The 15,523-nt window shown below is 68.0% G+C and carries 19 protein-coding genes and 1 pseudogene; 5 read left to right on the top strand and 15 right to left on the bottom strand.

Features of this window, described 5'->3' with window-relative positions:
- The first annotated feature begins 1 nt into the window (after position 1).
- On the top strand, positions 2 to 121 hold the full coding sequence (locus tag Q8J98_RS14685; RefSeq protein ID WP_370868049.1) for a transposase domain-containing protein: 120 nt from the start codon (positions 2 to 4) through the stop codon (positions 119 to 121).
- Between the two features lie 19 nt (positions 122 to 140).
- Positions 141 to 326 (top strand): annotated as a pseudogene (locus Q8J98_RS14680) (ATP-binding protein); the annotation flags it as partial.
- 311 nt (positions 327 to 637) lie between these two features.
- Here the strand turns inward: Q8J98_RS14680 and dacB are convergent.
- From dacB to Q8J98_RS14645, 7 genes are all read right to left on the bottom strand, one after another.
- A complete protein-coding gene (gene dacB, locus Q8J98_RS14675; RefSeq protein WP_305295017.1) occupies positions 638 to 2,104 on the bottom strand; it encodes a D-alanyl-D-alanine carboxypeptidase/D-alanyl-D-alanine-endopeptidase in 1,467 nt (488 codons plus the stop codon).
- 51 nt (positions 2,105 to 2,155) lie between these two features.
- Positions 2,156 to 2,764 (bottom strand): nicotinate-nucleotide adenylyltransferase, encoded by a 609-nt coding sequence (locus Q8J98_RS14670; RefSeq protein ID WP_305295016.1) that lies wholly within the window; start codon positions 2,762 to 2,764, stop codon positions 2,156 to 2,158.
- 547 nt (positions 2,765 to 3,311) lie between these two features.
- On the bottom strand, positions 3,312 to 4,394 hold the full coding sequence (locus Q8J98_RS14665) for a GGDEF domain-containing protein (protein WP_305295015.1): 1,083 nt from the start codon (positions 4,392 to 4,394) through the stop codon (positions 3,312 to 3,314).
- Positions 4,391 to 4,972 (bottom strand): heme NO-binding domain-containing protein, encoded by a 582-nt coding sequence (locus Q8J98_RS14660; RefSeq protein ID WP_305182966.1) that lies wholly within the window; start codon positions 4,970 to 4,972, stop codon positions 4,391 to 4,393. The genes Q8J98_RS14665 and Q8J98_RS14660 overlap by 4 nt, the downstream gene beginning before the upstream one ends.
- A gap of 61 nt (positions 4,973 to 5,033) precedes the next feature.
- Positions 5,034 to 6,779, bottom strand: a complete 1,746-nt coding sequence (locus Q8J98_RS14655) for a DUF4153 domain-containing protein (RefSeq protein WP_305295014.1) — start codon at positions 6,777 to 6,779, stop codon at positions 5,034 to 5,036.
- Between the two features lie 64 nt (positions 6,780 to 6,843).
- Entirely contained in the window at positions 6,844 to 7,563 is a 720-nt protein-coding gene (locus Q8J98_RS14650) for an HAD-IA family hydrolase (protein ID WP_305295013.1), read from the bottom strand.
- 31 nt (positions 7,564 to 7,594) lie between these two features.
- Positions 7,595 to 7,873, bottom strand: a complete 279-nt coding sequence (locus tag Q8J98_RS14645) for a DUF3572 domain-containing protein (protein WP_305182963.1) — start codon at positions 7,871 to 7,873, stop codon at positions 7,595 to 7,597.
- 93 nt (positions 7,874 to 7,966) lie between these two features.
- Here Q8J98_RS14645 and Q8J98_RS14640 point away from each other — a divergent pair, with 93 nt between their 5' ends.
- A complete protein-coding gene (locus Q8J98_RS14640; RefSeq protein WP_305295012.1) occupies positions 7,967 to 9,364 on the top strand; it encodes a diguanylate cyclase in 1,398 nt (465 codons plus the stop codon).
- A gap of 42 nt (positions 9,365 to 9,406) precedes the next feature.
- On the opposite strand, the gene Q8J98_RS14635 is transcribed toward Q8J98_RS14640, so the two are convergent.
- The 4 genes from Q8J98_RS14635 to Q8J98_RS14620 all read right to left on the bottom strand — a co-directional run bounded on the left by Q8J98_RS14635 (position 9,407) and on the right by Q8J98_RS14620 (position 11,632).
- Positions 9,407 to 9,952, bottom strand: coding sequence for a periplasmic heavy metal sensor (locus Q8J98_RS14635; protein ID WP_305295011.1), 546 nt, complete (start codon positions 9,950 to 9,952; stop codon positions 9,407 to 9,409).
- Positions 9,949 to 10,356, bottom strand: coding sequence for a dihydroorotate dehydrogenase (locus Q8J98_RS14630; RefSeq protein ID WP_305295010.1), 408 nt, complete (start codon positions 10,354 to 10,356; stop codon positions 9,949 to 9,951). The genes Q8J98_RS14635 and Q8J98_RS14630 overlap by 4 nt, the downstream gene beginning before the upstream one ends.
- Entirely contained in the window at positions 10,349 to 10,933 is a 585-nt protein-coding gene (locus tag Q8J98_RS14625; protein ID WP_305182959.1) for an RNA polymerase sigma factor, read from the bottom strand. Before Q8J98_RS14625 ends, Q8J98_RS14630 begins: the two co-directional genes overlap by 8 nt.
- 81 nt (positions 10,934 to 11,014) lie before the next feature.
- On the bottom strand, positions 11,015 to 11,632 hold the full coding sequence (locus Q8J98_RS14620) for an EF-hand domain-containing protein (RefSeq protein ID WP_305295009.1): 618 nt from the start codon (positions 11,630 to 11,632) through the stop codon (positions 11,015 to 11,017).
- A gap of 147 nt (positions 11,633 to 11,779) precedes the next feature.
- On the opposite strand from Q8J98_RS14620, the gene Q8J98_RS14615 reads away from it, so the two are divergent.
- Together Q8J98_RS14615 and Q8J98_RS14610 are read left to right on the top strand one after the other, a co-directional pair.
- The gene (locus tag Q8J98_RS14615; RefSeq protein ID WP_305182957.1) at positions 11,780 to 12,178 is read left to right on the top strand and encodes a DUF983 domain-containing protein; all 399 of its coding nucleotides are present in this window, start codon (positions 11,780 to 11,782) and stop codon (positions 12,176 to 12,178) included.
- Positions 12,171 to 12,872, top strand: coding sequence for an NUDIX hydrolase (locus Q8J98_RS14610; RefSeq protein ID WP_305295008.1), 702 nt, complete (start codon positions 12,171 to 12,173; stop codon positions 12,870 to 12,872). The genes Q8J98_RS14615 and Q8J98_RS14610 overlap by 8 nt, the downstream gene beginning before the upstream one ends.
- Here the strand turns inward: Q8J98_RS14610 and Q8J98_RS14605 are convergent.
- Genes Q8J98_RS14605 through Q8J98_RS14590 form a run of 4 tightly spaced genes read right to left on the bottom strand, consistent with a single transcriptional unit; the run spans position 12,866 to position 15,520 of the window.
- Complete coding sequence (locus Q8J98_RS14605; protein ID WP_305295007.1) at positions 12,866 to 13,792, bottom strand: AEC family transporter; 927 nt, start codon at positions 13,790 to 13,792, stop codon at positions 12,866 to 12,868. The two genes, Q8J98_RS14610 and Q8J98_RS14605, sit on opposite strands and share 7 nt — an antisense overlap.
- Positions 13,789 to 14,682 carry a DMT family transporter gene (locus Q8J98_RS14600; RefSeq protein WP_305182954.1) on the bottom strand — a complete coding sequence of 298 codons (894 nt, stop codon included), beginning with the start codon at positions 14,680 to 14,682 and terminating at the stop codon, positions 13,789 to 13,791. The genes Q8J98_RS14605 and Q8J98_RS14600 overlap by 4 nt, the downstream gene beginning before the upstream one ends.
- On the bottom strand, positions 14,679 to 15,191 hold the full coding sequence (locus Q8J98_RS14595; RefSeq protein WP_305295006.1) for a lipocalin family protein: 513 nt from the start codon (positions 15,189 to 15,191) through the stop codon (positions 14,679 to 14,681). Before Q8J98_RS14595 ends, Q8J98_RS14600 begins: the two co-directional genes overlap by 4 nt.
- On the bottom strand, positions 15,179 to 15,520 hold the full coding sequence (locus Q8J98_RS14590) for a hypothetical protein (protein WP_305295005.1): 342 nt from the start codon (positions 15,518 to 15,520) through the stop codon (positions 15,179 to 15,181). The genes Q8J98_RS14595 and Q8J98_RS14590 overlap by 13 nt, the downstream gene beginning before the upstream one ends.
- Positions 15,521 to 15,523 lie beyond the last annotated feature (3 nt).

Raw genomic sequence — 15,523 nt, 5'->3', positions numbered from 1 at the left:
CGTGAACCCGGTCGACTACATCGCCGCCACACTCCGTGCCATCTTGGAGGGCCACCCGCAAAGCGGCATCGAGGACCTGATGCCCTGGCGCTTCAATCAGCCGTCAAGCCTCGCCGCATAGGGCAGCGACGTCGCGCTTACAACTTTACGAAACGACCAGCGTCATCATCACCACCAACCTCGATTTCGGAGAATGGGTCTCTGTGTTCGGCGATGCCAAGATGACAACCGCGCTGCTTGACCGCGTCACGCACCACTGCAGCATCATCGAAACCGGCAACACATCCTACCGCTTCGCCCAAAGCAAATCCCGCCAGAACTCCTGAAACTGCGCAAGCAAAGCCCACAGACGAGCTTGCTATTTGGTGGCCGCTCGCCCGTGGGCTTTGCCACCCCTGGCCTGGGTCAGTTTTGGATGATCACACTGGGTCACTTTTGAATGCTCATTGACAGCTATGGTTAACGGAAGTAAGAAAATCGCTTATTTACAAAGCCTTTCAAGAACTATCTGGGTTTCCTCGGAAACTGGCATGGGGGAGTCTGGCTCCACCAAAATTCCCTGAAACCTGATCCTGCGGCGGCGCGGCTTCGATGTAGGGTGCCGGGCTTCGGTGCCTGTGCGGCTTTGGGCAGCGGCTCACGCCCCGTAGATCTTTGCCCAGCGCGCAACCAGTTGCTGTTGCAGGGTTCTTGCCCGCCCAACCCAGGCACGCGAACCGGCGGGTGACTCGACAGGCCCGGCCGCCGCGCGACGCGCCTCATCGCCGGTGAAAATGGCAAAGGCAAGCTCGCCGCCGCCCGCGGTGCTGGCATAGCCCGCCAGTGTCGAGACGAAATTGAGCGTTCCGGTCTTGGCCGCCACCTGCACCGGGTTGGCACCGCCGCCAACCTCGGGCATCGCGAAGGGCCGCAGCATGGCGCGCAAGCCTGCGGTGGGCCCCAGCCGCACCAGCGCCGCCGCCATTTCGCCCGCCCCCAGCCGCGACTCGACGCCAAGCCCGGAATGATCGGCGAAATGCGCGCCGGTAATGCCATGCCCCGCCAGCCAGCCGCCCATCGAACGCGCCGAGCCGTTCAGGCTGGCCGCCTCGCCCCGCTTGCCGCTGGCGCTCATCCCTACCGCTTCGGCAATGATGTTGGTCGAGTAGCGCAACATGTCGCGCAGCATCGCGGAAAGCTCTTCGCTTTCGTGCTGCACCAGAACCGCGCCGCCCGGCAGCCGTGCAACCTGCTCAGGCTCCGGCAGCGTGATGCCCTGCGCGCGGGCAAGGGTGCGAAATACATCGCCCGCATAGATCTCCGGGTGGCGCACCGGCAGCCAGCGCCCGCCGCCGCTGCCAAGCGCCGATGCGGCGACCGTCCATTCCTCGCGCCCATCGCGCTCGTCGTGGGTGAACACCGGCACGTCGCGCGCCACCACCGAAACCCGCGCCATGTTGACCCGTGGCACCACCTTTTCCGAACGCGCATCCACCGAAAGCTCGTATCCGGCTCCATTGGCCTTCCACTCGAAAAACACCCGGTTGAAGTTGAGGTTGAGGCCGCTGACGGCGGGGTTGTAGCCGACATATTCGGGCTGATCGTGGGCAATTTCGCGCGTGTAGGGCAGCGTACCGCCCCAAACCAGAAATCGCCCGGCGATGCCGCTCACCCCTGCTGCCCGCAGGTCCTTCGCCATCGTGGCGAGATGGTCGGTGTGCAGCGTCGCGTCGCCTCCGCCCGCCAGCACCAGATCGCCCTCGATCCGGCCCCCGGCGAGCGGACCGGTAGCGATCAGCCGGGTTGCAAAGCGGTGCCCCGGGCCCAATTGATCCAGCGCGTAAAGCGTGGTGATGGTCTTGGCGACGCTCGCTGGCGGCATTGCCAACGCGGGTTTGCGCGACTCGAGCAGTTGCCCGGTGCGCAGGTTGATGACCGCAAAGCCGACCTCGCCGCCAAGGCTTGCCGCGTCGATCAGCGCCTCGCTTGCCTGCGCGCTGCGCGCCACAAGCACCGACGCCGGGCGCTGTTCTGGCCAAGGCGAAGTATCCGGCGGCTCGGGCCATGCGGGCGTGGCTAGCCCGGCCACCGCACCGCCCAACAGAAACCGCCGTGTGATCTGCATGCAATTGCCCCCGCGCAATGCACAAAGCCTAGCCTGCCGGGCCCCGGTCGATCAAGCCGCGCCGTGCCAATCGCTGCGCGCCCTGATCGCCGACGATGAAACCGCAAGCATCGGCATGTCGATGTAGCACCAGGCCGGGGTTTCGGCCCTTGCCAGCAGTGGCGCGGCCGAGGCGGCAATGCGCGCCCCGGCATAGGCCCGCGCCGCAGGCCCGCACTGCGCCGCCAGCCGCTGACCGGGCCGCGCCAGCACCCCAAGCGGCACCATGCCGAAGATGCCGCGCCAGTCGTGCCAAAGATGAAACTGCGCCAGATTGTCGGCCCCCATGAGCCAGACAAAATTGACGCAGGGGTACAGCGCCTTCAGCCGGCGCAGGGTATCGGCGGTATAATAGGTGCCTAGCCGTGCCTCAATGTCGCTCACCAACACCCGGGGGTCATCCATCACCTCGCGCGCCCGCGCCATCCGGACGGCAAGCGGGGCCGGGCCCTTGGCCTTCAGCGGATTGCCGGGGCTGACCAGCCACCAGACCCGGTCAAGCCGGAACCGTTTCAGCGCCTCGTGTGTCAGCCGCACGTGGCCCTCGTGCGCGGGGTCGAACGAGCCGCCAAGCAGCCCGATCGCCATTCCCGGCGCGGCAATGGGGAAACCCTGTCTCATGGCCGCCTGCCTAGCGCATCGGGTGCCGCTTGGGCAGGGGAAATGCTAAGCCGCGTGGCAGTGTGGCGGCACCGGCACCCTGCGCGACTGGCCCCCTGCGCCCCGGCCGCCGCCTCGCTGCAACCGCTTGCGCACCGGCCCGCCGCGCGCCACCCCCCGGGCGCGGCAATGGGAAACCCTGTCTCATCGCCTCCCGCCGATCGCATGGGGCGGCGCTTGTGCAGGGGCATTTTCCGCCGGGTGGTGGTGGGAAGGCAGCGGCCCCCTTGCGCACCGGCTCCGGCAAGAGAAACCCTCGCTCCCGGCCCCGCCGGGCCCGATGCGGAGCAAGCGACCGGCGCACCTGGTATCATGAAGCGCCGCATCGGCAACGGTTGGCAACCGCAGGCCGGTGCCGATATGGGCCGACGTTCGGCAGTGCAAGCCCCTTGCGCGGGGTTGAACGAGCCGCCACAAAACCCGCCCGCCACCCCGAAGCGGCGTTTGGGGGAGCCCTGTCTCATCGCCGTCCCTGCGCCGGGTGCCGCTTTTTGGGTTGGCGAAATGTTCAGCCAGCGGGCGTGGCGGCGGTGGGCGGTACGGCAGCGGCTGCCCGGCCTGCCGCCGCAACACACCCGGCCCGACCAAGCACGATGCAGCGCCCGCGCCCGCTGCGCTTGGCGTCATAAAGCGCCACATCGGCATCGGTCAGCATCCGCTCGGCATCGGGCGGGTCGTAGCAATGCGACAGCGCAATTCCGATGCTGGCCGAAATCCTGCAAGTTGCGCCCTCATGGGGTATCGGCTTTTCAAGTCGGGCGATCACCCGCTCGCCGAGCGCCTGCAAATCGTCGGGGTCGATTGTGCCGCGCAACAGCAGCACGAATTCGTCGCCACCTACCCGCGCCACCAGATCGCTGCGCCGCGCTGCCAGCTGCAACACCTCGGCGGCATGGACCAGCACATGGTCGCCCGCCGCATGGCCCAGCGTATCGTTGACCGCCTTGAAATGGTCGAGGTCGATATGCGCCAGCGCAAAATGGGTGCCGCTGCGCTGGGTTTCGGCTGCGGCGCGCGCCAGTTCACGCTCCAGCGCCCGGCGATTGGCAAGCCCGGTCAACGGGTCGCTCAGCGCCTGCGCCTCGGCGGCGCGCTGCGCCTCCTGCAACCGGGCATTGAGCGCCCGAAGCTCTGCCATCACCGCGGTTTTCGCCTCTTGCAGATAAAGCAGCTCCATCGCCAGTTCGGTCGGCGCAAAGTCGGCGTCGGTCAGGCCATGCTCGCGCACCGCCCCGGCAATGCCGACGCCAAACGAGAGGTTGAAGAACACCCCGCCCGCGCTTTCCGGACCTACCGCAACGGCCAGCCCGCGCAGCCCGGTCGCAGGGCCGCGCCGTAGCGCGAGGTGCAGCCGCCTGCCCGGCAACATTCGCAAATCGCCGGGCAGGGTGAACTGATGCGCGCCGGTAACGATGAAATGCTCGGCAAACGGATGGCCGACCAATCCCGCGCCGCCGCAGATCTTTGCCAATGTCGGCCCAAGCGCGCGGATCTCGCCAGCCGGGCCGATCCAGAGGAACATCGGCATCAGCCGACCGAGCGCCGACAAAGACACATCGGGCATCGCGGTGGGGATCGGGCGCGCGGTCACAAGGCCACCGGCTGCGCCAGTTCGAAACGGCGACCGCTGGCGAAGCGGCTGTCAAGCAGGTCAACGGAAATGCGGTCTTGCCCGTCAGCTGCTGCGCCAAGTTCAATCAGCGCCAGCGCGCCATAATCATCGGCCATCGCGCGCAGCAGCCCCGAGAGCACCAGCCCCCAGCCCGGCACCCCGGCCCGCACCATCAGCACCAGCCGCCCTTCCGCCGCAGCGGCAAGCGCCAGTTGCGGCAGATCCAGTTCCGGCAGCGCCATGCGGCCGCGCGCCGGCAGTTCCTCCAGCGACATCAGGAAATCAGCGTAATCGACACCGCCAAAGCGCAGAAGCCGCCTGAGCGGCTCCAGCGTCACCAGATAGGTGCCAAGGTCTTCCAGCAACGCCTCTTGCGGTTTGCCAAGCCGGTCGGCGGCGACCCGGAGCATGGCGGCGGTCAGCGCATCGTCATACTGCAGCATCGCCTCGAACCCGGCGGCAGGCACCGCCGCAGCTTCGGCCACCGTCTGCCAGAGCTCCGGGCCATAGGTGTCGCGCAAAAAGCGCTGGATCGAGCGGTTGATAAGACCGTGCATGCCCCTGCTCCAAAAAGTTGCAGCAGGCTAACAAAGCGGCGTTAAGGAACCCCGAACAGCCTCAGGGCCTGAGCAGCACCGGCAAACCGCCGATATCGAGCGCGAAAATGCCTGCTGGTACCAGCTTCACCCCTTCAGCGTGCAGCCGGTCAATGGCTGCGGCGGCGCTGATGCCAGGCGCATCGCCAAGGAGCCGCAGGTCGCCCGCCGCCTGCCAGCCTGCACCATCTTGCCGATAGCTTTGCGCGGCACCCGCAAGCGCTACCGGCCCGGCCCCGAACAGGAACACCGCCTCGTCGCCCGGCCATGCCATGACCAGATCGGCGAGCACCAGCAGGCAACCCGGCGCGCCCTCGGGGGTGGCACGGCCACAACCTTCCAGCACCGCCTGCCGCGCGCCGGTATCAAGCGCCTGCCAAAGCCCCTCGGGCATCGCCCTCCCGGCGGGCAGCACCGGCACCTCGGCGTTGCGTGCAAGCGTGGCATCGGGTGCCGCAGCCGACTGCGCAAACTGCCAGTCGCTCGTCGCGGCATCAAGCGCGGCAAGGCGCGCGGCCAGCGCCTCTTGTCCCGGCTCGGCGGCGCGCGCGCGCAATTCCGCCAGCGCCGCCTGCCCCGGCCTGCCCCAGTCATGCGCAAGCTCCCAGAGCGGCAGGGCGCCTTGGCCGCTTTCGCCCGCATCGAAGCGCGCCATCTGCGAGCGCACGGATATCGCCTCGGCGTTCAAGAGCGGTGTCAGCCAGAGCGCCGCCAGCCCGATCAGCGCCAGCGCCATTGCCAGATTGGCGCGGCGGATCCGCTCCATCCAGCCGGTGCCAAGCAGCACCGCATAGGCGTAGAACACCCCATAGCCAAAACTGACCCCGGCCCCCGCCGCGGCAGAAACCCGGCCCGGGGTCCAGCCATATTGCCCGACCCGCAGCACCACCGCCCAGACCGAGAGCGCGCCGAGAATTGGCACCAGCACCGCCAGTATCCGCGCCGATTCAGGCAGGAACCAGCCGGTCACCGCCTCGTCGTCCGCCTGATCGACCGCGATCGAGATCAGCGCCACCGACCCGGCCGCCGCCGCCATCAGAACCGCCGCTGCGGAAAGGTTGCCGAAAAGCTCGCTCAGGCCGCGCAGCGGCAGCACCACCACGAACACCGCAACCACCGCCAGCACCACCGGCACCAAAAGCCGCAGCAGCCGCAGCAACAGATAGGGCGAAAGCAGGTCGGCCAGCTCTGCCACCACCGCCAGCCCCAGCCCAAGCGCGCCGCCGGTCAGCAGCCATGCCACCAGCGGCTGGCGCAACGCCTCGCCCAGATGCGTGACGCCGACCAGATCGAGCAGCACCGACGAAAGCAGCAGAACCACCCAGACAACCCCGGCGAAGGCCGCCGCCGAGGCTATGCGCACCAGCGCGTTCCACGAATGGGTGAACAGCGTCGCATAGTCGAACCAGCCCCAGCGCCCGCCCGCAAGCCGCGCCATCAGGAACGGCACCGGCACCGCGCCAAGCACCGCCAGTGCCAGCACCACATGCCCCGAGCCAAAGAACTCAGCGACCGAGGCAAACCGTCCCGCCCCCCAGAACGCCAGCGCCGCCACCGGCGGGGCGAGCACCGCCGCAGCAAAGAGCGCCGCGCGCAAGCCAAGCTCGGCCAACATCGTCAGCGCGCCGCCAAACCCCACCACGGCAAGCACCGCAAGCACCAGCAGCACGCGATCCGGAAGCCGGTCGGCAAGAATTTCGGCCAGAAGCCAGCCCGACAGCCCGCCCGCCGTTCCCAGAAGGACATGCAGCACCCGGTCTTTCAGCATCATTGCCTCCGTTCGCATTGCCCGCAAAGGCTAGCGGCAGGGGCTGCAAAAGGCCAGTGGCGGCTCAAGCGCCCTGCCCGGCCAGCCAATCCGGAATCGCGCCGATGTCGGGCAGGACGGCATCGGCATGGGGGGCCAGATCGGCGGCACTCGCAAGCCCGGTCAGCACCGCCAGCGTGCGCATTCCGGCGCGCCGACCTGCCACGAGGTCATGCGCGCTGTCGCCCACCATCAGCACCGCCGCCGGGGCAAGGCCGAAGGCCCGCGCAAAGGCCAGAAGCTGCCCCGGCTCCGGCTTGGCACCATGCCCCGAGTCATAGCCCGCCACGAAATCGAAGAGATCGGTCACCCCTGCCGCCGCCAGATGCGCCCGCGCCGGGGCCTCGCCATCGTTGGTGGCAAGCCCAAGCCGCAGCCCGCGCCCGCGCAACCCCGCCAGCAGCGGCCGCAGCGGCACCGCGGGCATCTGCGGGGCCAGCGCCGCGCGGGCATTCATCAGCGCCACCAGTTCTGCCCTGCCATGCCCCGGCAGATGCGGCAAAAGCGCGTCGGCGATGACCTCCGGGGTGCCCGCGATCACCGGGCTTGCGGGCAGAAAACCGCCCTTCTCGCCCGCAGTGGCATCGGCAAAGCGAAAGCTGATGGCCGCACCAAGTCGCCGCGCAAAGCCCGCATCCCCCTCCGCGAGTTCGCCCAGCAGGCCCTCGGCCCAGACACTCCAGGTGGCGTGAAAATCGAACAAGGTGCCGTCCTTGTCGAAAAGAATCCCTGCCAGTGCCGTCATATCATTCCCGCCCGCGCGCAAACGCCCGCACTCATGTCCAATGCGCCGCCGCGCCGCCGGCAAGCACATCCGCCGCCTGCATCGCCGCCTCGGGGGCAAGCCCCGCCTCGTCGGCAAATTCAAGCACCGTCGCGTCGCTTTGCAGCAGAAAATCAAGCACCGCCGCCAGAAACGCCGGATCGGCCGCGCGGCTGCGCAGATCCGCCACCGCCGCCCCGCTGGCAGCAAGAAACGCCTCGAACAGATCATCGCGCGCGGCGATCCAGCCGAGCGCCTGCAAGCCCACGGTTTCGGCGAAATTGCGGTTCATCACCGTCCTTCTGGCTCGCGGAAAGAGTTTATTAACCTTTTCCAACAAAGGATGACCACAACGATTGCGGAAGTAAAGGGAGAGGCCCAGGCCATGGCAGGAAAGATCCTGATCGTGGATAGCGTTGCGACGAATCGAATCGTGCTGAAGGTCAAGCTCACCGGCGCCTGCTACGAGACGATTCAGGGCGCAACGGGCGAAACCGCTCTGCGTTTGGCGCGCAGCGAACGGCCCGACCTGATCCTTCTCGATGTGCAACTGCCCGACATCAACGGCATCGATGTCTGCCGCCGCCTGCGCGCCGACCCGCTCTTGCGCACGATCCCGGTGGTCATGCTCGCCGCCAGTAGCGACGCCACCACCCGGATTGCGGCACTCAAGGCCGGGGCCGACGATTTTCTGGCCAAGCCGATTGACGAGCTGCTGCTGCTCGCGCGGCTGCGAAGCCTGCTGCGGGCGCGCGAAACCGATGAGGAGCTGCGGCTGCGCGAAAGCACCTGCCGCGCGCTTGGCTTTGGCGAAAGCGTCACCGGCTTTGAACCACCGGCGCGGGTGGCGCTGATCAGTTCGTCACGCGAAAGGGCGGCGGGTTGGCGGCGCGCACTGGTGCCGCATCTGGCCAATGTCGAGCTTGCGGTAATGTCGCGCGACGAGGCGCTGGCCGAGGCAGGCGGGCAAGCCGCGCCGGACGGCTTCATCATCGATTCCAACCTTTTGCGGGCGGGTGACGGGCTGCGGCTCATGTCCGAGCTGCGCTCGCGTCAGGCGAGCCGCCACGCGACCGTCTGCATCGCGCTTGAGGGCGCGTTGCGCGAAGCCGCGGCGGTCGCGCTCGACCTGGGCGCAAGCGATCTGCTGCCCGCCAATCTGAGCCGCGTCGAAGATGCGCAGGAGGCGGCTCTGCGGCTCGGCGCGCAACTGCGCCGCAAGGCGGTGGCTGATCGTCAGCGCAGGTCGGTCGCCGACGGGTTGCGTCTGGCCGTCACCGATCCGCTTACCGGCCTTTACAACCGCCGCTACGCGCTGCCGCATCTGGCCCGGATCGCTGATCGGGCCCGCGAAACCGGGCGGCAATTCGCGGTGATGGTGCTCGATCTCGACCGCTTCAAGGCGGTGAACGATACCTGGGGCCATGCTGCGGGCGATGCCGTGCTGGTCGAGATCGCCGCGCGCCTGACTGCAAACCTGCGCGATGTCGATATGGTGGCGCGGATCGGCGGCGAGGAATTTCTGGTGGCAATGCCTGAAACCACGCTTGAAGCCGCGCGCATCGCCGCCGAAAGGCTCTGCCGCCTGGTCGAGCAAGACCCGGTTCGGCTTGCCGATGGCATCACCCGCATTTCGGTAACGGTATCTATCGGGCTGGCAATGGGCGGCGGTGCCGCGCTGGCCCCCGGGGTCGAGGCGCTGATGGGCGAGGCCGACCGCGCGCTGCTCGGGTCAAAGGCCTTTGGCCGCAACAAGGTGACGGTCAGCGCCACGGCGGCCTGAGGCGCGCACCGCCCGCGCTGCGGGTTGAAGCGCTGCCCCCGGTCAGTTCCCGCGCGGCGGCGGCGCGGCGCGCTCGGCGCGAAAACCGCGGCGAAGCGTTTCTTCCAGCCGCTCGGCAAAGGCACGGCGCCCCGCAGGCCCCATCGCTGCCAGCCGTTGCAGCATCAGCCGCTCGCCCGCGACCAGCCGTTCCTGCGCGCGCAAGCCATAGGCGGCTATCGCAACGCGCGCGGCCGCTTCATTCCATGGCTCGGCCCGCACTGCCGCGATCAGTGCACGGAAATCTTCGCCCGCAGCCCGGTGCATTTCGCGGATGCCAAGGCTTTCGGCCTCGGCGGCAAGCCGAAGCGCCTCGCGGTCTTCGGGCGAAAGCGCCGCGGTAAAGGTGCCAAGCGTGATATCCGAAATAACCGGCCGTGGTGCGTGCCGCGCAATGCTGATCGCACCCCCTGCAAGGATGCCCAACAGCAGCAGGTTGACCGCCAGCGAGCCGATCAGCAGCGCCCGCGCGCTTCGGCTTGCACCGCCGCTGGCTGGTGCGGGGGGCGTCGCGGCAGGAGGAGTGGTGGGCGGCAGCGTGTCGGTCATTCGGTATCCTCCAGCCCCATCGCCAGCGCGAACACATCATCGCCCGGCAGCAGATTGAACGTCACCAGCGTATCCGAACTTACGCCCAGCAGATCGGCGGCGGTAACCGAAAGCGTGCCCAGCCCGGCAAAGCCGATCCAGACCCCGGCAATGGTCGCGGTTGCAAGGCCGCTGATCGCGCGCCAGCCACCGATCAGCGCCAGCAGGTCGGCCAGAATGCCGCCCGTTACCGCAGCGGGGCGCGATGCGGCCATGGGCAAGCGCGGCGCGGCGCGCGCCGCAAGCTCCGCCTCGGCATCCTCCAGCACCCGCGCCAGCAACGCCGGCGGCAGTTCGGGCAACTCGCGCGATGCCGCTGCGAGAAGCGTGTCGAGTTCGTCTGCCTGGTGGTTCCTGTCAGCCATGGCCATACCCCAATTCATCCCGCTGCCCCGCCAACAGCGCGGCAAGCGCCCGTTTTCCCCGCGCCGTCAGGCTTTCGACCGCCTCGACGCCGATCTGCATCACGGCGGCAATCTCCGGGTTCGTAAGCCCCTCCAGATGCCGCAGCACCACAGCCTGCCGCTGCCTTTCGGGCAGCGCATCCAGCGCATCTTGCAGCGCGCTGGCGCGGTCGGTATCGATCATCCGCTCGACCACGCCCGGCGTGCCGTCTTCGGGCTCGGCGATCTCGTCAAGCCCGACCCCGCGGCGACGACGCAACCGGTCGGTGCACAGATTCGCCACCACCCGGTAAAGCCAGGTCGAAACCCGCGCCTCGCCCTGCCGCCACTCCGGCGCAACGCGCCAAAGCCGCAGCATCGCCTCTTGCGCCACATCCTCGGCCTCGGCCCTGTCGCCCAGCATCCGCGCGGCAACGCGCAGCGCCAGCGGGGTGAAGCGCAGCGCCAGCGCCCGCGCAGCCCCCCGGTCCCCGTTGCCGTAGAGGACCAGAAGCACCTCATCCGAGGCCTGCGAGCTTGCGTCAAACGCCATCGACATTGCCCCCGAGGCCTATCGCCTATGCGCCTTGAATGCAAACCCCCGCCGGGCGGCAGCCCGCCCAGCGGGCCCGGTCACATCTCAGCGGTGCCAGAACGGCATCCAGCCGCCGCTGTTGCCCTGATTGCCGCGGTGATTGTCGTGCTGGTTGCGGTCATTCCGGCCGCGCGGATTCTTGCCGCGCAGGGCGTCAACGCGGAAATTGTCACCGCGCATGTTGAAGCTGCGAGACCGCACAAGCGCCTTTGCGGCATCGAATTCGGCCTGGCTGATCGCGCCATCCTTGTCGGTATCAACCCGGTCGAACATCGCCTGCGGCATGGTCGCGGGCATCTGCACGATCTGGCGCGCCGCAAGCTCGGCCGCCGAAAGCGCGCCATCGCCATCGGTATCAAGCGCCGCGATCTGCGCCTTGGCGCGGGCCTCGGCATCGGCCATGCGGTAGGCGGTCAGCTCCGCCGCGTCGATCTTGCCATCGCCATTGGCATCAAGCGCCTTCACCGCCGCGTCGCGCGCCGCGGTGATCTCGTCCATCGTTACCTTGCCGTCGGCATTCGCATCAAGCTTGGCAAAGTCGAAAAGCACGGGCCGGGCCAGCGGCGCAGCGGGCACCGCAGGCTGCGCCAGCACCGGCATGGCAAAGGCAAGCCCGGTCACGGTGACGATTGCGGCAGTGATAAAGCTCTTGTAGGTCATCATGCGGTCCCCTGTTGCTCCCGGCGGCTCTCCCACCACCCGATGCAGTTGAAACGCGCGCGGTACCGGATTCCGTCGCAGCGCGAAAGGCGGCTTTTATCCCACTTCAATTCGCGGAATAAGGGGATCGAGTAAGCCGAGGGAATCCCAATGCCGCTGCCCGCCCCTGTTGATGATCGCCCGCTAGGCCGCGCGCTGCGCCGGGGCTTTTTCGGTGCCTGCCCGAATTGTGGCAGGGGGCGGTTGTTGCAGGGCTATCTGCGGCTGCGCCCCACTTGCCCGGTCTGTGGCGAAGACCTGTCGCACGCGCGTGCCGATGACGGGCCCGCCTATCTGACCATCCTTGTTGTCGGCCATATCGTCGCGCCGACGCTTCTGGCGGTGTTTGTACACTGGCGCCCCTCGCCGCTGCTGCTGATGACGTTTTTCGCGGTGGCAGCAGTGTCATTGTCGCTAGCGCTGCTGCCGCGCTTCAAGGGCATGATGGTCGGCATCCAGTGGTCGCGCCGCATGCACGGCTTTGGCAAAGCCGAGTCGCACCATGTCTGAGCGCGCAGCCGACGCCCCCCTGCGCATCCGCGACGCCGCGACACTCCTGCTGGTGCGGCGCGCGCCCGAGGGGCCACAGGTGCTGATGGGAATGCGCGGTGCCGGAGCGGCCTTCATGCCGTCAAAATACGTCTTTCCCGGCGGCGCGGTCGATGTGGGCGACGCCGCCGTACCCTTTGCAGCACCGCTCAACCCCGCTTGCGCCGCACGGCTTGCCGAACGTGCGCCCGCCGAACTTGCCGGGGCGCTTGCCGCCGCTGCGGTGCGCGAACTTTGGGAGGAAACCGGCCTCATGCTTGGGGCACCGGGCCGCTGGCCTGGGCCGGTGCCGCGCGACTGGCAGGGATTTGTCGATGCGGGCCTTTTGCCCGATGCCTCGGCGCTGACCTTCGTCTTTCGCGCCATCACCCCGCCCGGCCGCCCGCGCCGCTTTGATGCGCGCTTCTTTCTGGCCGATGCTGACGCGGTGCACGGCGACGCAGATGATTTCTCGCGCGCCTGTGACGAGCTTTCGCACCTGCATTGGGTGGCACTTGCCGAGGCACGGCGGCTCAACCTGCCGTTCATCACCGAAGTCGCAGTGGCAGAGGTTGCAGCCCTGCTGGCACGCAACGGTGGCACTCGGCCGCGCCCTGAGAACGTGCCGTTTTTCGATAATGCGGGCGCGTATTCGACCTTTCGCAGGCTTCAGTAAAGCCAGCCTGCCAGCGCCAGCGTGGCGGGAAGCGTCACAAAAGCCAGCGCCGTCTGCACCGAAATCATCGCCGCCATCAGTTCGGCATCGCCGCCCATCTGCCGCGCCAAGGCATAGGCCGAGGCCGCCACCGGCAGCGCCGCGTAGATGATCGCAACTTGCGCCACCAACTGCGGCGGCTCGATCAGCGCAATGGCGGCCAGCACCAGCAACGGAAACACCACCAGCTTGCCAAAAGCCGCCAGCGCCACAGGCCCCCAGGCCCCGCCGATGCCGCGCAGCTGCAGGTTCGCCCCGACCGCAAGCAGCATGATCGGCAACGCCGCCTGCCCCAGCATGTCCGCCGTGTCATGCAGCACCGGAACCTGTTTCAGCCCCGCCAGATTAAACGCAAGCCCCGCGAGGATCGACAGAATGAACGGGTTGCGCGCCAGCTCGCCAAGCGTGCGGAAGAACCGCGAGCCGCTACCCCGCTGACCGAGCATCGCCGCAAGCACGGTCACCACGCTCACATTCACCACCGGCACCAGCAATGCCGAGCCAAGCACCCCTGCCTGCAACCCCGCAGGCCCATAAAGCGCCCCGGCAATCGCGAGACCCAGAAAGGTATTGAACCGCCCCGACCCCTGCACCACATCGCTGCCCTGCGCGGGCGCAAGCCCGATCAGCCGCTGCGCCACCCAGCCGAAAGCCAGCGCCCCGAAAAAGCCTGCGTAAAGGATCGCTGCAAACGCGCCAAGCGGCGACGAGCCAAGATCTGCGCTCGAAATCTTGGCCAGAAACAGCGCCGGGATCAGCAGCCAGTACACCAGCTTGTCGAGCGTGTTCCAGAACTCCGCCGCCGGCAGCAGCCGCCGCGCCGCATAGCCGACCGCAATCAGCAGAAAACTCGGTGCCACCAGAACCGCAATCCCGATCATGGCGCAGCCCCCAGCACGATGCCGACCAGACTGAACACCACCAGCCCGATGCCGACCGCTTCGCGCAGCCGCAGCTTTTCGTGAAACACCAGCGCCGAGACGGCCAGCGTAAAGACAATCTCCACCTGCCCGAGTGCGCGCACATAGGCAGCGTTTTGCAGCGCAAAGGCGGTGAACCAGCCCGCCGACCCGACCACCCCGGTAACCCCTACCCACAAAGTCCGCCGCCACGCCCGCCCAACTCGGCCAAGCTCACCCGGCTCCCGCAGCCGCAGAAAAAGCGCCATGCCAAGCGATTGCGCGAAGGTGACCACAGCCAGCGTGACGATCGCGCGGCTAAAAAAGCCAAGCGGCAACAGCTCCTGCGTGGCACCCCGGTAGCCAATTGCCGAAATGCCGAACAGCCCGCCCGCCAGCACTCCGTAAACCGCAGCACGGCTGATGATTCCACCGCCGCCGGGCCGGTGCGACAGCGCCAGCACGCCGAGAAAGCCGACCCCGATTGCCAGCCAGCCAAGACCGCTGACCGGCTCGCCAAGCACGATCAACGAAAACACCGCAACTTGCAGCGTCTCGGTCTTGGTGAATGCCACACCAACCGCGAAATTGCGCAGAGAAAACAGCGCCACCGTCAGAAAAGTCGCCGCCACCTGCGCCGCGCCACCCGCCAGCGCAAAGGCCCAGAACCGCGTACCGGGCATGGGCAGGCCCGTTCCGGTCGCCAGCAGCGTCGCCGCCGCCGCCATTGCCGCCAGCGGCGCGCCAAAGAGAAACCGCGAAAAGGTGGCCCCACCGGTCGAAAGCCCGACGCCCTTGAGCTGTTTTTGCAGCATGAAGCGCAAGGTCTGCACCAGCGCCGCGAAAATCGTGATCGCCACCCAAAGGCTCACCGCGCACCTGCCAGTTGCGCAAGGTCATAGCCGTTGAACGCCAGCACCTCGCGCGCCGCCACCATCAGGTCGCCCCGCGCCGCACCGGGCCGCGCCAATATCATCGCCCAGCGCCCGGACGGGGTGCCAAGCACCGCTACGCGATAGTCCTGATCGACCCAGAGCACCCAGACCGGATCGCCGCCAAAGGCTTTGCCCGCAGCCTCGATCCGCGCCCCCGGCCCGCGCAGCCACGCCTCCGCCAGAAGCGGTGCCGGAGCGGTGCCGGTGCAGTCGCTGCCCGAAATCGCAAAGCCCCCGCCCTGCGCCGCCCAGACCATCTCGGCCCCGGCGCAGCCCGGCACATGGCTTGCCGCGACCTGCCAGCGCCCGGCAAACCGGGCCGCGTCAAAAGCCATGACCGAGGCGATGCGTACCGCGGGGTCGCGGCGCGGCACCGTCTGCGATGCGCAGCCGACAAGTGCAAAAAGCAGCAACGACAGGCCCAGCGCGCGGGTCATTGCAGACATTCGCTGACCACCGTGCCCGCCGAGGTCAGAATATCATTGCACCCCGCCAACGGGGTCAGCGGTGCGCAACTGCGCGACCGTGCCAGACAGACGCCTTCGCAGTCATCGGCGCGGGCGCAGGCCTTGCCCGCGTCGCCGGTCTGTCTTTGGCAGAACATCAGGCTTGCCCCCAACGCGCGCAGGCTGCCGCCGCGGGCCTCGCAGGCGGCGCGCTCGGCTGCAACCGCGGCCGTGCCCACCGGCGGCAGGCCGGGTGTCGCCCCCGGCTTGCAGCTCACCACCGCCAGAAGCGCCAGCACCGATATCAAGGCAAAGGCAAACCGCATCATTTC

This window comes from Phaeovulum sp. (assembly GCF_030684035.1).
Taxonomy (GTDB): domain Bacteria; phylum Pseudomonadota; class Alphaproteobacteria; order Rhodobacterales; family Rhodobacteraceae; genus UBA6213.
Note: the sequence above shows the minus strand (reverse complement) of the source record. Positions and strands in the feature narration are given on the sequence as shown.

What these genes read in the sequence shown, in the direction of transcription:
- Q8J98_RS14670 (WP_305295016.1), bottom strand. Translation starts at nt 2,764, where the DNA reads ATGAGACAGGGTTTCCCCATTGCCGCGCCGGGAATGGCGATCGGGCTG.
- Q8J98_RS14640 (WP_305295012.1), top strand. Translation starts at nt 7,967, where the DNA reads ATGGCAGGAAAGATCCTGATCGTGGATAGCGTTGCGACGAATCGAATC.
- Q8J98_RS14650 (WP_305295013.1), bottom strand. Translation starts at nt 7,563, where the DNA reads ATGACGGCACTGGCAGGGATTCTTTTCGACAAGGACGGCACCTTGTTC.
- Q8J98_RS14660 (WP_305182966.1), bottom strand. Translation starts at nt 4,972, where the DNA reads ATGCACGGTCTTATCAACCGCTCGATCCAGCGCTTTTTGCGCGACACC.
- Q8J98_RS14645 (WP_305182963.1), bottom strand. Translation starts at nt 7,873, where the DNA reads ATGAACCGCAATTTCGCCGAAACCGTGGGCTTGCAGGCGCTCGGCTGG.
- Q8J98_RS14620 (WP_305295009.1), bottom strand. Translation starts at nt 11,632, where the DNA reads ATGATGACCTACAAGAGCTTTATCACTGCCGCAATCGTCACCGTGACC.
- dacB (WP_305295017.1), bottom strand. Translation starts at nt 2,104, where the DNA reads ATGCAGATCACACGGCGGTTTCTGTTGGGCGGTGCGGTGGCCGGGCTA.
- Q8J98_RS14655 (WP_305295014.1), bottom strand. Translation starts at nt 6,779, where the DNA reads ATGCTGAAAGACCGGGTGCTGCATGTCCTTCTGGGAACGGCGGGCGGG.
- Q8J98_RS14595 (WP_305295006.1), bottom strand. Translation starts at nt 15,191, where the DNA reads ATGTCTGCAATGACCCGCGCGCTGGGCCTGTCGTTGCTGCTTTTTGCA.
- Q8J98_RS14610 (WP_305295008.1), top strand. Translation starts at nt 12,171, where the DNA reads ATGTCTGAGCGCGCAGCCGACGCCCCCCTGCGCATCCGCGACGCCGCG.
- Q8J98_RS14635 (WP_305295011.1), bottom strand. Translation starts at nt 9,952, where the DNA reads ATGACCGACACGCTGCCGCCCACCACTCCTCCTGCCGCGACGCCCCCC.
- Q8J98_RS14630 (WP_305295010.1), bottom strand. Translation starts at nt 10,356, where the DNA reads ATGGCTGACAGGAACCACCAGGCAGACGAACTCGACACGCTTCTCGCA.
- Q8J98_RS14605 (WP_305295007.1), bottom strand. Translation starts at nt 13,792, where the DNA reads ATGATCGGGATTGCGGTTCTGGTGGCACCGAGTTTTCTGCTGATTGCG.
- Q8J98_RS14615 (WP_305182957.1), top strand. Translation starts at nt 11,780, where the DNA reads ATGCCGCTGCCCGCCCCTGTTGATGATCGCCCGCTAGGCCGCGCGCTG.
- Q8J98_RS14590 (WP_305295005.1), bottom strand. Translation starts at nt 15,520, where the DNA reads ATGATGCGGTTTGCCTTTGCCTTGATATCGGTGCTGGCGCTTCTGGCG.
- Q8J98_RS14625 (WP_305182959.1), bottom strand. Translation starts at nt 10,933, where the DNA reads ATGTCGATGGCGTTTGACGCAAGCTCGCAGGCCTCGGATGAGGTGCTT.